Raw genomic sequence first — 14794 nt, 5'->3', positions numbered from 1 at the left:
CCGATTCGCTGGTGCGCATTGGCGGGAGACGGCAGAATGTTCGTTACGGCACGCACGCACTTTCTTGAGCGCCTGCGCCGCCTCTTCGGGGGGAATCCGCCGCGCGTGCAAGCAGCCGCCCTCCCCTTCCGGCAAGGCCAAGATGGCCTGGAGATCCTTCTGATAACAAGTCGCGGCACCGGACGCTGGATACTTCCCAAGGGCTGGCCCGAAGGACAGGAAACCCTTGGCGAGACGGCAGCCCGGGAAGCTTTGGAAGAAGCCGGCGTAGAGGGTGCCATGGGCGGGGAGCTCGGCCGATACCTCTATGGAAAGGAGATGGGAAAGGGCATGCGCTGGCGCTGCGAGGTGGCCGTTTTCCCTCTAAAGGTCGAGCGGGAAGCGACGAGCTGGCCCGAAAGTGGCAAACGCGTACGCGCCTGGGTCGATGCACAGGAAGCGGCCCGGCGTGTCGCTGAGCCTGATCTGGCAGCTCTTATTGCCGCCTTTGCAGATAATCCACGGGAAATAGCCGCCTGAACATCGATTGCGACGGCAAATGCAATTGACGCGCTTGTCAGTGCCGCAGCTATTGCTTAGGCGGATGGCACATTTCAACGTTGCAAAAACGTTGCCGCCATTGGAGTGGACGAGAACACGAGATGCGGATGCGCATGTAGTGCATCTTCCGCCCTGAAAGCTGCAGCCGTGGTTGCCTACCGAGCGATTGACGTACCCAATGACCGATAGTACCGCCTCTCCCAAAAAGCCGACGCTCGACAAGGACTTAGACAAGCTGGTTCACGTAGAGGAGGCAGCCGGGCTGGTCGCGCGGGGCCTTCTTGCGCCAGGGCTCGGCCTGCTTTTTCTGGCGCTGGCGGCCATCTTCGCTTCCATTGCTGTCTTCGGCGAGCCGGGCGCCGCGATCATTGTCGCCGCGGCTGCGATAGGCGCCTATATGGCTCTGAACATCGGCGCGAATGACGTCGCCAACAATGTCGGACCGGCAGTGGGTGCGAAGGCGCTTACCCTTACCGGCGCGCTCGTCATCGCGGCGATCTTCGAAAGCGCGGGCGCGCTGATTGCCGGCGGCGACGTGATCGATACGATTTCCAAGGGCATCATTGCACCTGAGACGGTAGGCGATCCCGCCATCTTCATCAGCGCGATGATGGCCGCGCTGGTCTCATCCGCATTATGGACCAATCTTGCCACCTGGATAGGGGCTCCCGTTTCTACCACCCACGCGGTGGTCGGCGGCGTCGTGGGCGCGGGGATAGCAGCGGCGGGATTCTCGGCGGTGGATTGGATAATGATGTCGCAGATCGCGGCAAGCTGGGTTATCTCGCCAGTGATGGGCGGCGTCATAGCGGCGGCGTTCCTCGCCTTCATCAAGACGACCATCATCTATCAGGATGACAAGATTCAAGCCGCTCGACGCTGGGTTCCGCTGCTCATCGCCGTTATGGCAGGCACCTTCTCAGCCTATCTGGCAATGAAGGGGCTGGGGCAGGTTTTGTCCCTCAGCCCGCGGACCGTTACCCTGGTCGGCCTCGGCACTTTTGCGGTGGTGTGGGGCGCATCGCATATCCACGTGCGCCGCCAATCCAGGGGAATGGAGAACCGCAACCAGTCACTGCGGCGCCTGTTCAGCCTCCCGCTTGTCATTTCGGCCGCCCTGCTCTCCTTCGCCCACGGCGCGAATGACGTTGCCAACGCCGTCGGTCCGCTCGCAGCCATCGTCTTCACGGTTCAGGCTGGAACCGTGTCGGCGGCAGTCTCTGTCCCCCTCTGGGTCATGGTTATTGGCGCTTTCGGAATCTCCCTCGGCCTTGTCCTGTTCGGCCCGAAGCTCATCCGCATGGTAGGCGAGCAGATTACCAAGCTTAATCCCATGCGCGCCTTCTGCGTAGCGCTTTCAGCGGCGATCACTGTCATTATTGCTTCGGCGCTTGGCCTGCCGGTGAGTTCGACCCATACTGCGGTAGGCGCTGTCTTCGGGGTCGGCTTCTTCCGCGAATGGTATACCGCCCGCTCCAAACGTCGCCGGGCGTATCTGGAGCGCAGGGGACTTAAGGTCAAGAACGAGCGCGCCGCCAACAACGGCTTGCTGCACATCCTTTATGAGGAGGAGAACGGACAGCCCGACATCTCGCGCGAGGAAATCGCCCGGCGCAAACTTGTCCGTCGCGCGCATGTGCGCACCATCGTTGCTGCATGGGTTACAACGGTTCCTGCCGCAGCTCTCCTCGCCGCGCTCATCTTCCTGGTGCTGCGGAACATTATTTAGATCATTTCGGCGTCTCCAGAACCGCTGGAATGACCTACGTCAAAGCTTTCTCGCAATTCTGGGCGATAATAACTATTTTTTCCGGAATTGCGCTGGCGCGCAATTCCTCCTTCAGCCGCGAACTTTTGCCTCGTCCGGGCATTTTTAAGGTTCCACAATATTGGAGATCGAGATGCTTACAAGATGTTCTTTCCTTACGCTTTCCGTCTTGACTGCTTCCCTTTTCGCCGGGGCAGCAATCGCGCAGTCATCATGGGTCGAGGTCGAGGACGATGTAATGGTTCCGCCCTTCGAGGCGGTTGCCGATGACGTTGATGATTGGGACGTTTACTCCAGCGATGGAACCAAGATAGGCGAAGTCGAGGATGTGGTAGGGCCCGACAACAACACCCCAACCGCACTCGTCATCGATTTTGAGGATGATGCGGGTTACGGAGACCGCGACGATGTTATCGTTCCGCTCGACTCGTTCGAATGGAACGGTGAACGTCTGGTTCTCAACCTTGAACCTTCGGAAGTTACCGATCTTGAGGTCTACGACGACTGATCCGTCAGCGCAGCAACCCCGCTCACCTCAGGTGGGCGGGGTATTCCTGATCCCTTACAGCCTTCCCCAGCGGCCTATCCCGCGATTGCCTTCCGCACCGCTTCAATGGCCTGTGTGGCGCTGCCGGCGTTCGGCCCGCCCGCCTGGGCCATGTCCGGCCTTCCGCCGCCCCCCTTTCCACCGAGGGCAGAAGATGCTTTCCGCACCAGCTCGACGGCATTGAACCGGCCGATCAGATCATCAGTGACGCCGACGACCACGCTTGCTTTGCCTTCATCTGAGGTGCCGACAAAGACGACAACACCGGAGCCTATGGACTTCTTTCCGTCATCGGCAATGGGCTTTAGATCCTTGGGGGAAACGCCTTCCACGACTCGGCCGATGAAGCCGATGCCGCCAATCTCTTCCTGTCTGCCCGCTGCACCTGCTCCCGCGCCGCCGCCAAGCGCCAGACTCTTCTTCGTATCCGAAAGCTCCCGTTCGAGCTTACGGCGCTCTTCAACGATGCTTTCGAGCCGCGGAACGAGTTCGCCAGGGGTGACCTTGAGGATCGAGGCTGCGGTTTTGAGGCGCTGCTCCTGATCTTTCAGATAATGGCGGGCCGCTGCCCCTGTCAGCGCTTCAATGCGGCGCACGCCAGCGGCAACGGCGCTTTCCGAGAGGATGTGCACAAGGCCAATGTCGCCCGTTGCCGAAACATGGGTGCCGCCACACAGCTCTAGGGAGTAGATCCTGCTCGCCTTTTCGGTAGACGTTCCCATGGAAACGACGCGCACCTCGTCGCCATACTTCTCACCAAAAAGCGCCATCGCCCCTTCCGCGATTGCGTCATCCACCGCCATCAGCCGGGTCACGACGGGCGCATTCTGCAGCACGATTTCGTTAGCGATGTCCTCGATACGCGAAAGCTCCTCGTCCGTGATCGGCTTCGGATGGGAGAAATCGAAGCGCAGCCTGTCGGGAGCCACCAGTGAACCTTTCTGCGCGACGTGCGTGCCGAGCACCTGCCGCAGCGCCTCGTGGAGAAGATGAGTCGCCGAATGGTTTGCGCGGATCCGCCGCCGGCGCTCATGATCGACCCTGAATGACGCCGGTTCGCCCGTCCTTACCGTGCCCTCCGTCACCTTACCGAAATGCACCAGAAGGCCTTCGCCCTTCTTCTGAGTATCGTGCACCGCGACGGTGAAATTCTCGCCCTCTATTGTTCCGGTATCGCCGACCTGTCCGCCCGATTCTCCGTAAAACGGCGTCTGGTTCGCGACAACCGCCACCTCGTCGCCCTCGCTGGCGGTCCCCACGATGGCACCACCCACTACCAAAGCGCTGACGATGCCTTCCGCCTCCTCCGTCTCATAGCCGAGGAAATCGCTGGCGCCGGCCGTATCCTTCACGGCGAACCAGATGGCTTCTGTCGCGGTCTCGCCTGATCCTGCCCAGTTGGCCCTGGCTTCTGCTTTCTGGCGCTCCATTGCAACGTTGAAGCCGCCGAGATCGACCGAGATACCGCGCTGGCGCAGCGCGTCTTGGGTAAGATCGAGCGGAAATCCGTAGGTGTCGTAGAGCTTGAACGCAGTCTCGCCGTCGAGCTGGCTTCCCTTGCCCATTCCCTGAGTAGCCTCGGAAAGGAGGTTGAGCCCGCGGGTCAATGTCTTGCGGAACCGCGTCTCCTCCAGCTTCAATGTCTCAGTGATCAGCGCCTCCCCGCGCTGTAGTTCGGGGTAAGCCTGTCCCATCTCGCGCACCAGAAAAGGCACCAGGCGCCACATCAACGGTTCCTCCGCCCCGAGAAGTTGACCGTGGCGCATGGCTCGCCGCATGATCCGGCGTAACACGTAACCGCGTCCCTCATTGGAAGGCAGAACGCCGTCAGCGATCAGAAAGCTCGCCGCGCGCAGATGATCGGCGATGACCTTGTGGCTGGCGCGCTTATCTCCCTCCGCTGGCACTCCGAGCAGTTCCTCGGATGCATGGATGAGCGCCCTGAAAAGGTCGATATCGTAATTGTCATGCACCCCCTGGAGCACGGCGGCGATGCGCTCCAGCCCCATGCCCGTATCGATGGAGGGGCGCGGCAGATCCACCCGTTCCTCCGGCGTCACCTGCTCGAACTGCATGAAGACGAGGTTCCAGATCTCGATGAAGCGATCGCCGTCTTCGTCCGGGCTTCCGGGCGGGCCGCCGGGAATGCCCTCCCCATGGTCGAAGAAGATTTCGGAACACGGGCCGCAGGGTCCAGTGTCACCCATGGCCCAGAAATTATCGCTCGTGGCAATGCGGATGATGCGGTCATCGCTCAGGCCCGCAATCTTTTTCCAATGCTCAGCCGCTTCGTCATCCGTGTGATAGACGGTGACGACAAGCCGGTCCTTGTCGAGACCGAACTCCTTTGTCAAAAGGTTCCAGGCAAGCTCGATCGCGACATCTTTGAAATAGTCACCGAAAGAGAAGTTGCCCAGCATCTCGAAGAAGGTGTGATGGCGGGCGGTGTAACCGACATTGTCGAGATCGTTATGCTTGCCGCCCGCGCGCACGCATTTCTGTGCAGTCACAGCCCGGCTGTAGGGGCGCGCCTCAAGCCCGGTAAAAACGTTCTTGAACTGCACCATGCCCGCATTGGTGAACATGAGGGTGGGATCGTTGCGCGGCACGAGAGGGCTGGAAGGCACGACTTCGTGCCCGTTCTTCTTGAAGTAGTTGAGAAAAGTCGACCGGATGTCGTTGACGCCACTCATGCTTTGCCTTTACGAGAAACCCCGCCTTCGCGCGGGTATGCGGAGATGGCAGCCTTTTAGCCTCGGCGCCGGACTCTGTCCAGAAATCCGCGCCGACTCGAGTCAACATTACATCGGAACGTCCCTCTTTCTCGCCGCAACTATGTTCGGCCAACTTTTGCGGAGTACGGAACCAAGTCCGCGATCTGGCGCTCTCCTGCCATTGGCATATGTTGTGCGTCTAAATGCGTTCAAGAAGCTCCGCCAGTTGGTCGGCACATCTGTTCCAACCCTCGTGGAATCCCATCTTTTCGTGCGCCTCCCGGTCTTCCGCACGCCAGTGACGTGCGCGTGCGGTGTATCGCGTCTTGCCGTTCTCATCCTCAAAGGTGACTATGCAGGTGAAGAACGGCTTTTCAGACGGCTTCCATGCCTCGGTATATGCATCCGTAAAGACCAGCTTCTCGTTTTTCACCACTTCCAGATAGACCCCGGGATTGGGATACTCCCTGCCGTCAGGATCGAGCATGACGATCAGGCATTTCCCGCCCGGCCGCAGGTCTGTCTCGACATTGGCGATGGTCCACGGGCGTGGCACGAACCATTGCTTGAGCAGTTCAGGTTTGGTCCATGCATGAAACACCTTTTCTCGCGGGGCATCGAAGACCCTCGTAAGTACAAGCTCGCGCTCATCGGCGGGGGTGGCGGTCTGGTTTAGAGTCATCGTCTGCTCCCTTTGGATTCTCTTCGCTTCAAGGACGAGGGCTACGGACCCGTTCCGACAGCAAGCGTGAACTTTTCATCTCATACTCTTAGCCGGAACAAAAAGCAGGAAGGAGGTGTTTGGAGCGCCAATGAGAAAACCAGGAGGATCCCGCGTTGAAAAAACTTCTCGTTGGTGTCGCCGCGGCGGCACTCCTCGTCTCTCCCCTTGCCATCCAAATACCTGGCCTCACCGGCGCGCAAGCTGTTCACGCGCAAACGGCGCGGGTAAGCACCAGCATCTTCTTCGACAGACTTGGCGCGTATGGGAGCTGGGTGAGCCACCCGCGCTACAATTATGTCTGGGTGCCCACCGTCGTCGATGCTGGCTGGGTGCCTTACTCCAACGGGCGCTGGGTCTATAGCGAGCGCTATGGCTGGTATTTCGCTTCCGATGAACCATTCGCCTGGGCGGCTTATCACTATGGGCGCTGGGCCTATGACAGGCGCCTGGGCTGGTTCTGGGTACCGGGAACACGTTGGGCGCCGGCATGGGTAGCCTGGAGGCGGGGCGGCGACCATATCGGCTGGGCTCCTCTTCCGCCGGAGGAAGAAGGTCTTGCGATCAGCATCGAGATTTCCACCGCGCCGCCGCCAAGCTACTGGGTCTTTGTGCCAGTGCAGCGCTTCACTGCCGCGGACTTGTCGGTGGCGATTGTGGACCGGCAGGAAATCCCCGTCATCTATGAGCGGACAGAGCCTCTCGGGACGGTCGTGGTTCAGAACAACGTCGTGGTCAACAACATCATCGACATCGATTACATCGAAGAAAATGTTGAAGAAGAAGTGACCATCGTCGAACTGGAAGAGGTCGAGGACCCGGCGGAAGCGAGCGAGAGCGATACCCCAGTCGTCTTCACGGGCGAGATTGCCGCAGAAGAAGATGCTTCGCCGCCAGAGGTCGTGGACGCGGCGGAAGTCGAGGCCCCGACGCAAGGCCAGGAGGTCGAGGCTATAGAGCCGCCGGACGATGACGTTCCGGCGGAAGGACAGCCCGCTGAGGAAGCTCCAGCCGAAGAGCTACCGGCTGAGGAAGCTCCAGCCGACGAAGCACCTGCTGACGAGGCACCTGCTGAGGAAGGTCCGACCGACGAAGCACCTGCTGACGAAGCACCTGCTGAGGAAGCGCCGGCCGACGAAGTACCTGCTGACGAAGCACCTGCTGAGGAAGCTCCGGCCGAGGCGGCTCCCGCTGAGGAAGCTCCCGCTGAGGAAGCTCCAGCCGAAGCCGCTCCCGCTGAGGAAGCTCCCGCTGAGGAAGCTCCAGCCGAAGAGCTACCGGCTGACGAGGCACCTGCTGAGGAAGCTCCGATTGAGGAAGCTCCTGCGGAACAGCCGCCTGCTGAGGCAGCGCCCGAGGAGGCGCCCGCCGAAGAGGCGCCAGCACCGGATGCCGCTCCGGCGGAGGAAGTGCCTGCCGAAGCCGACGAGGTTCCGGCGGATGGCGACCAGCCTCCTGTCGAATGCGCCCCGGAGGCGCGGCAAGCGGGCCTCTGCTGATAATAGAAAAGACCCGCCGGAATGCTCTGGCGGGTCTTGACTTCCGGACGTTCGCCGAAGGTCACTATCCTCCGAACTTGCCGGATCTCGGGAAACCCTTGGGGGCAAGGCGGCCCGCCGCGGCACGATCGCCCATCCACTCTGCAAGCTCTTCACGGGTGCGCGTAAAGGTCCGCTCGGCCGAATCCTGCCATGTCAGGCCATCCGCGAGCGTGAAGGTCTTAAGATCGCGGATACCACCATCCTTGAACCGTTGCAGCCGCACGCCCTTCCCACGTGTCATCTCCGGTACCTGGGCAAGCGGGAAAACAAGCAGCTTCCTGTTCTCACCGACAACAGCAACGTGATCCCCATTGACTGGCACACAAAGCCGCGCCTCATCGGGCGACTTGACGTTCATCACCTGGCGGCCTTTGCGCGTGTTAGCGATGACGTCCTTCTCCGCTACGATGAAGCCGTTACAGGCATGGGAGGCGAGCAGCAGCTTCCGCTCCGGATCGTGCACGAAGGCGGTCACCACCGCCTGGTCATTCTCCATGTCCACCATGATGCGCACCGGTTCACCATGGCCACGCCCGCCCGGCAACTTGTCAGCGGCAAGGGTGTAAAATTTCCCACCGGTAGTGAAAAGCAGGATCTTGTCCGTTGTCTGTGCGTGAAAGGAAAGCTTAAGCCCATCGCCTTCCTTGAAGGACAGCGACGAAAGATCGGTCAAATGCCCCTTCAGGGTGCGCAGCCAGCCTTTTTCCGACAGAATAACCGTGATCGGCTCACGCTCGATCATCGCCTGCTGCACGTCTTCCAGATCATGCGCTGGAGCCTGGCCAAAAGTGGTACGCCGACGCCCGAGGGTGGGATTCTTATCCGGATCGAAGGTCTGGCGGACCTTCGCGACCTCCCAGCGCACGGTCTTCCACTGCTTTGCTTCGGAGGCAAGCAGGCCCTCAATTTGGGTCTTCTCCTCCGAAAGCTTCTCGTATTCCTGCCGGATCTCGAATTCTTCCAGCTTGCGCAATGCGCGCAAGCGCATATTGAGGATCGCTTCCACCTGATTGTCGGTCAGGTTGAAGCGTTCCATCATGATGAGCTTGGGCTCGTCCTCCTCCCGGATGATGCGGATCACCTCGTCAATGTTGAGATATGCGACGAGATAGCCGGCAAGAATTTCCAGCCGCTTCTCGATCTCCGCAAGACGATGCTTGGAGCGTCGTACCAGCACCTCTCGGCGGTGGTCGAGCCATTCGCGAAGAACCTGCTTCAGCGAGAGGACGCTTGGCACGCGTCCCCGCGACAGTACGTTCATGTTGAGAGGAAAGCGCGTTTCAAGATCCGTCAGGCGGAACAGCGATTCCATCAGGAGCTCTGGTTCCACCGTCCTGCTCTTGGGTACCAGAACGATACGGATATCCTCCGCGCTTTCGTCGCGCACGTCCTCTAGAAGCGGAAGCCTGCGGGAAAGGATCAGCTCGGCGATTTTCTCGATCAGCCGCGACTTCTGAACACCATAAGGAATTTCGGTGACCACGGCATTCCATGTGCCGCGACCCTGCTCCTCCTTCTCCCATCGCGCGCGAAGCCGGAAGCCTCCGCGGCCAGTTGCATAGGCCTCCCGTATCGCTTCCGGGCTCTCGACAATGATCCCGCCGGTGGGAAAGTCCGGCCCTTTCACGAAATGCAGCAGGCGCTCCACTGGCGTCTCGGGATCGTCGATGAGGGCAAGCGCCGCATCGCAAACTTCCGCTGCGTTATGCGGGGGAATGGAGGTCGCCATACCGACCGCGATCCCGGACGAGCCGTTACAAAGAAGATTTGGAAACGCCCCCGGAAGGACGACGGGTTCCTCATCCTCCTCATTATAGGTCGGTCGAAAGTCGACCGCATCTTCCGTGATACCGGAAAGGAGCTCGGCAGCCACTTCCGTCATGCGCGCTTCGGTGTAGCGCATCGCGGCCGCGTTATCGCCGTCGATATTGCCGAAGTTGCCCTGCCCGTCAACCAGCGGATACCGCATGGCGAAGGATTGTGCGAGCCGCACCAGCGCATCGTAGATCGACTGATCGCCGTGCGGGTGGAACTTGCCCATCACGTCGCCGACAATGCGCGCGCATTTGGCAAAGCTCTGGTCCGGGTTCAGCCTGAGGAGGCGCATCGTGTGCAGGATGCGCCGATGCACCGGCTTCAGGCCATCGCGTACGTCGGGCAATGCCCGATGCATGATGGTGGACAGCGCATAAGCGAGATAACGTTCCTCCAGCGCCTTCTTCAGGTCGATGGGGGACGCGGACTCGTCGCCATTGTCCGGCGGAAGAAGCTCTTTTCCCATGAGTTCGGGTTAGCTGAGGAGGTGATTCGCGGCAAGGGACCATATGTCCCGTTAAGGCGACCTTCTTTTCAGAACTTTGCGCCAGTGTCCACCGGGATCTTCACCTTCCTTTCATCGGGATTACACTGTCAAATTGACAGCGTCCATGCCACCGGCCATCTTCCCGCAAAAATTCTGCGTCACTGCGCATGTCAATGCTTCATTTCAAGGAACTGATCTATGAACTGCCATATGTTTCGTCCACGCTCCGTCTTGCTTGCCAGCCTTTTTGCTACGACCGCTCTTTCCAGCGCCTTTGCGTTCGAGGCTGAGGAAGTGGCCGAACGACTGAAGGCGGTGCTCGAGAAGCAGGAGGTAGAGCTTGGCTATGACAGCGCAGCGCTGGACGGCCGAGATGTCATCCTCGAAGGCGTGAGGTTGCGCAGCGCTGCAATTGAAGAAAGCCTTGCGCTCGATGAACTGGTCCTTCAGAGCGTTTCAGAGCAAGGGGATGGAAGCTTCCGTATCGGTAGGGTCGCCATCGATGAGTTGCGCCATGAAGAGGACGGCGATTCCGCTTCGATGAGCGATATTGCGGTGTCCGGCCTCATACTGCCGCAGGATGTGGAAGCCGGACCTTTCGGCAACATGTTGCGCTACGAACAGGTCCGCATCGGCCGCATGGACCTTGCCAATGAAGAGGGCCCGCTGGTGGTGATCGAGGATATCCATGGAGAACTCTCGTTTGCACCGGACGAGAGCTATGTGGATGCCACCGCGGCGGCGGAGTCCTTTTCCTTCAATCTTGGCGGGACGGTGGAAAGCGGTAGCGGCGCAGCCACGCTGGAGGAGCTTGGTTATGGTAGGCTGAGCGGCAGCCTCTTCATAGAAGCACGCTGGCAGCCCACCGACGGGCGCATGACCGTCTCTCGGTTCGACACGATCATCGATGATGCCGGTACTCTCTCCGTGCTGGTCGATTTCGCGGGCTACACGCCCGAATTCGAGCGAGTTCTCCAAGAAACTGCGCGCAGCATGGAGCAGCAGGGAAGCGGCCAGGATAGTTCGATGCAGGGCATGGCCATGCTTGGCCTCATGCAGCAGCTTACCTTCCATGGCGCAACAGTTCGCTTCACGGACGACAGCGCGACGGAAAGGGTTCTCAATCACGTAGCCGAACAGCAGGGAAGCTCGCCGTCGGATGTCATCTCGCAGGCTCAGGCGGCAATCCCGCCCCAGCTTTCCCCTTTCCTCGGCACGGAACTTGCCGGAAACATCGCCGAGGCGGTCGGCACGTTTCTGGAGAACCCGCAGAACATCGAAATCAGCGCGCGCCCGGAAAATCCCGTGCCTTTTGCCATGCTGATGGCGGCGGCGATGGGCTCGCCAGAGATTCTGGTCAGGCAGATCGGCCTAGCGGTCAGGGCGAACCAGTAAGTGCGAAACGGCGCGGCGGAACTGCCGCGCCTTCCTGCCTATTCCTTTACAGGCGCAAGCCGCAAATGCAGCTCGCGAAGCTGCTGGGGTGTGGCTTCCGAGGGAGCCCCCATTAGCAAATCCACCGCCTGCTGGTTCATCGGAAACATGGTGACTTCCCGCAGATTTTTCGCGCCTACCAGCAGCATGACGATGCGGTCGATGCCCGCTGCCATGCCGCCATGGGGCGGCGCGCCGTACTGGAAGGCGCGGTAAAGACCGCCGAAGCGTTCTTCCACTGTCTGCCGGTCAAAGCCAACGATCTCGAACGCCCTCACCATCACGTCTGGCAGGTGATTGCGAATACCGCCCGAGGCGATCTCAAACCCGTTGCATACGAGGTCGTACTGATATGCCTTGATGGATAGCGGATCCTCGCCTTCGAGCGCTGCGAGTCCGCCCTGCGGCATTGTGAAGGGGTTATGGCCGAAGTCGATCTTCTTTTCGTCCTCGTTCCATTCGTAGAACGGAAAATCGACGATCCAGCAAAGCTCGAACCGCTCCCGGTCAACAAGGTTCAGTTCCTCGCCGGCACGTATGCGGGCTGCGCCTGCGAAGGTTGCGAATTTCTTCGGATCGCCCGCGACGAAGAAACAGGCGTCGCCGTCATCAAGGCCGAGTTGGGTGCGAATTCCTTCCGTGCGCTCTGGGCCGAGGTTTCTGGCGATGGGTCCTGCCCCTTCCAGTCCCTCACCCTCCTTGCGCCAGAAGATATACCCAAGGCCCGGCTGTCCCTCCCCTTGTGCCCACGAGTTCATGCGATCACAGAAGGCTCGTGAGCCGCCAGTCCTGGCCGGGATGGCCCACACTTCCGCCTTTTCGTCATTCGCGAGGATATTGGCAAAGACCTTGAAGCCGGAATCCCGAAAATGCTTGGACACGTCCTCCATGACGATCGGATTACGCAGGTCCGGCTTGTCCGAGCCATACTTGCGCATGGCCTCGTCATAGGGGATGCGCAGAAGTTCTTGCGTTACCGGCTTGCCCTCGGCGAAGGTCTCGAAAACACCGCGGATGATGGGCTCCATAGTGGAGAGCACATCCTCTTGCTCAACGAAGCTCATCTCGACATCTAGCTGATAGAACTCACCCGGAAGCCGGTCGGCGCGTGGGTCCTCGTCGCGGAAACAGGGCGCGATCTGGAAATAACGGTCGAAACCAGAGACCATGATCAGTTGCTTGTAGATCTGCGGCGCCTGCGGGAGGGCGTAGAACTTGCCCGAATGCAGCCTTGACGGCACAAGGAAGTCCCGCGCTCCTTCCGGCGATGAAGCGGTAAGTATGGGGGTCGAGTATTCGCTGAAACCCGCCTTCCCCATGCGCTGGCGCATATCCGCGATGACTTTTGTGCGCGCGAGGATGTTCCTGTGCAGCGTCTCCCGGCGCAGATCGAGGAAGCGGTATTTGAGGCGGATATCTTCCGGATAGTCCGGCTCGCCGAAAACCGGCAGCGGCAACTCCTTCGCCTCAGATAGAACCTCGATCTCGCGCGCGAAGACCTCAACCTCCCCTGTGGGCAGATTCGGATTGATGGTCTCGGGCGTGCGGGCCTTCACCTCGCCATCGACACGGACAACCCACTCGCTGCGCAGCGTTTCGGCAATGCTGAAAGAGGGCGAGTTCGGGTCCGCAACGATCTGCGTAAGGCCGTAGTGGTCACGCAGGTCGATAAAGAGCAGTCCCCCATGGTCGCGTACACGATGGACCCAGCCGGAAAGCCTGACTGTCTGTCCGACCTCGGAGGTTCTGAGCTGTGCGCAGGTGTGGCTGCGGTATCGATGCATCTATATCTCTTCCGTATCCCTGAAGGCGCCGCCAAAGGGCCCGATGCCCTTCGAAATCGGCGGGAAAAGCGCATGTGCGCCCGGTTTTGTCAAGGTACGGGACAGGCCTTTGAGAGTGAAGCATCAAAGCGATCGACGCTTGGCCTCAAACCCGAGCGGGCTTTTAGGCCAGGCAATGCACGGAAGGAATGCCTGTGCCGGCAGGAACCTGCCCTTATTCATCAACGCCCCCAGGCAGGATTCTGCAAGTCCAGTCAGTTCTTCTTGTTTGGCAGATTCTTCCGCTTGGTTTCAGCAAGCTCCTCCAGTTCCTTCTCTGTCATGGATTTTTCCATTTCTTTCGAAGCGCCGCGGAGCTTGGCTTTCGGCATATCGCCCCGCTTGGCGGCAAGAGCAGCACCCGCCGCTTTCTGCTGCGCCTTGGATTTGGCAGGCATCTCGATCTCCTTTGCCGATCTGATGGCAAATCCGCTTCGCCACGCGAAAGTTCCAGGCACCCGGGAACTTGCCGCCTTACCTCCTGTTCGGAGACGGGAAGAATAATGAGGTGAACCATGAGCCAGGAGACACTTCCAAAACAGCATCAGCAGCATCAGCCGGGCAAGGAGCATGAGATGCATCCCAGACCGGACTTCATGCCCCGCTACAAAGGCTCCGGACGGCTGGAAGGCAAGGTGGCGGCCATCACAGGGGCGGATTCCGGTATCGGCAGGGCGACGGCGGTACTTTTCGCGCGCGAGGGCGCGAAAGTTGCCTTCCTCTACAAAGATGAGGAAAGCGACGCCGCCGAGACGGTAAGGCTGGTGGAGGAGGAAGGCAGCGAAGCGCTGTCAATGGCCGGTGATGTCGGCGACCGGAAGACGTGCGAAACTTTTATCGAGCAGGTAATTTGGCGCTTCGGCAAAATCGACGTGCTCGTTAACAATGCGGCCGAGCAGCACTATCAGGAGCAGCTTACCGATATTTCCGATGAGCAGCTCCACCGCACCTATCAGACCAACATTTTTGGCGTCTTCAACATGACACGGGCGGCGCTGCCGCATCTGCAGGCGGGCGCGTCAATCATATGCACCACTTCCGTGACCGCCTATAAGGGACAGGAGGTGCTGATGGATTATGCGACCACGAAGGGAGCAATCGTTGCGTTCGTGCGTGCGCTTTCGGGCAATCTGGCGGCAAAGGGCATCCGCGTGAATGGTGTCGCGCCCGGGCCAATCTGGACACCGCTCATTCCGGCTTCCTTCCCCGCCGAGAGCGTGGAAGATTTCGGCAAGAACGTGCCTCTCGGCCGTCCCGGCCAACCCAATGAAGTGGCTCCATGCATGCTTTTCCTGGCATGTGAGGATTCCTCCTACATGACAGGGCAGATCCTGCACCCTAATGGAGGAACCCTGGTCGGAAGCTGACGCGGCCCGGCAACGCCTGCATTACCGCAACTTCAGG

At 60.1% G+C, this 14794-nt stretch carries 11 protein-coding genes; 6 read left to right on the top strand and 5 right to left on the bottom strand.

What is annotated here, in order from left to right; genetic code table 11:
• Window positions 1-36: 36 nt before the first annotated feature.
• From HUS57_RS02905 to HUS57_RS02895, 3 genes are all read left to right on the top strand, one after another.
• Complete coding sequence (locus HUS57_RS02905; protein ID WP_173931435.1) at window positions 37-519, top strand: NUDIX hydrolase; 483 nt, start codon at window positions 37-39, stop codon at window positions 517-519.
• A 199-nt stretch (window positions 520-718) separates the two neighbouring features.
• Window positions 719-2269, top strand: coding sequence for an inorganic phosphate transporter (locus HUS57_RS02900; protein ID WP_173931434.1), 1551 nt, complete (start codon window positions 719-721; stop codon window positions 2267-2269).
• Between the two features lie 172 nt (window positions 2270-2441).
• A complete protein-coding gene (locus HUS57_RS02895; protein WP_173931433.1) occupies window positions 2442-2816 on the top strand; it encodes a PRC-barrel domain-containing protein in 375 nt (124 codons plus the stop codon).
• 74 nt (window positions 2817-2890) lie between these two features.
• Here the strand turns inward: HUS57_RS02895 and alaS are convergent, their stop codons facing one another.
• The gene (gene alaS / locus HUS57_RS02890; protein ID WP_173931432.1) at window positions 2891-5548 is read right to left on the bottom strand and encodes an alanine--tRNA ligase; all 2658 of its coding nucleotides are present in this window, start codon (window positions 5546-5548) and stop codon (window positions 2891-2893) included.
• A 220-nt stretch (window positions 5549-5768) separates the two neighbouring features.
• Window positions 5769-6251 (bottom strand): SRPBCC family protein, encoded by a 483-nt coding sequence (locus HUS57_RS02885; RefSeq protein WP_173931431.1) that lies wholly within the window; start codon window positions 6249-6251, stop codon window positions 5769-5771.
• A gap of 155 nt (window positions 6252-6406) precedes the next feature.
• Here HUS57_RS02885 and HUS57_RS02880 point away from each other — a divergent pair, with 155 nt between their 5' ends.
• Window positions 6407-7789 carry a DUF6600 domain-containing protein gene (locus HUS57_RS02880; RefSeq protein WP_173931430.1) on the top strand — a complete coding sequence of 461 codons (1383 nt, stop codon included), beginning with the start codon at window positions 6407-6409 and terminating at the stop codon, window positions 7787-7789.
• Between the two features lie 64 nt (window positions 7790-7853).
• Here the strand turns inward: HUS57_RS02880 and parC are convergent, their stop codons facing one another.
• Window positions 7854-10112, bottom strand: coding sequence for a DNA topoisomerase IV subunit A (parC, locus tag HUS57_RS02875; protein ID WP_173931429.1), 2259 nt, complete (start codon window positions 10110-10112; stop codon window positions 7854-7856).
• Window positions 10113-10331: 219 nt separating this feature from the next.
• Here parC and HUS57_RS02870 point away from each other — a divergent pair, with 219 nt between their 5' ends.
• Window positions 10332-11528 carry a hypothetical protein gene (locus tag HUS57_RS02870; protein ID WP_173931428.1) on the top strand — a complete coding sequence of 399 codons (1197 nt, stop codon included), beginning with the start codon at window positions 10332-10334 and terminating at the stop codon, window positions 11526-11528.
• Window positions 11529-11566: 38 nt separating this feature from the next.
• On the opposite strand, the gene aspS is transcribed toward HUS57_RS02870, so the two are convergent.
• Together aspS and HUS57_RS02860 are read right to left on the bottom strand one after the other, a co-directional pair.
• The gene (aspS, locus tag HUS57_RS02865; protein WP_173931427.1) at window positions 11567-13351 is read right to left on the bottom strand and encodes an aspartate--tRNA ligase; all 1785 of its coding nucleotides are present in this window, start codon (window positions 13349-13351) and stop codon (window positions 11567-11569) included.
• A gap of 254 nt (window positions 13352-13605) precedes the next feature.
• Window positions 13606-13788, bottom strand: a complete 183-nt coding sequence (locus HUS57_RS02860; protein ID WP_173931426.1) for a DUF3008 family protein — start codon at window positions 13786-13788, stop codon at window positions 13606-13608.
• A gap of 117 nt (window positions 13789-13905) precedes the next feature.
• On the opposite strand from HUS57_RS02860, the gene HUS57_RS02855 reads away from it, so the two are divergent.
• Window positions 13906-14757 (top strand): SDR family oxidoreductase, encoded by an 852-nt coding sequence (locus HUS57_RS02855; protein ID WP_173931425.1) that lies wholly within the window; start codon window positions 13906-13908, stop codon window positions 14755-14757.
• Window positions 14758-14794 lie beyond the last annotated feature (37 nt).

Source organism: Chelativorans sp. Marseille-P2723, from assembly GCF_902809845.1.
Lineage (GTDB): Bacteria > Pseudomonadota > Alphaproteobacteria > Rhizobiales > Rhizobiaceae > Chelativorans.
Note: the sequence above shows the minus strand (reverse complement) of the source record. Positions and strands in the feature narration are given on the sequence as shown.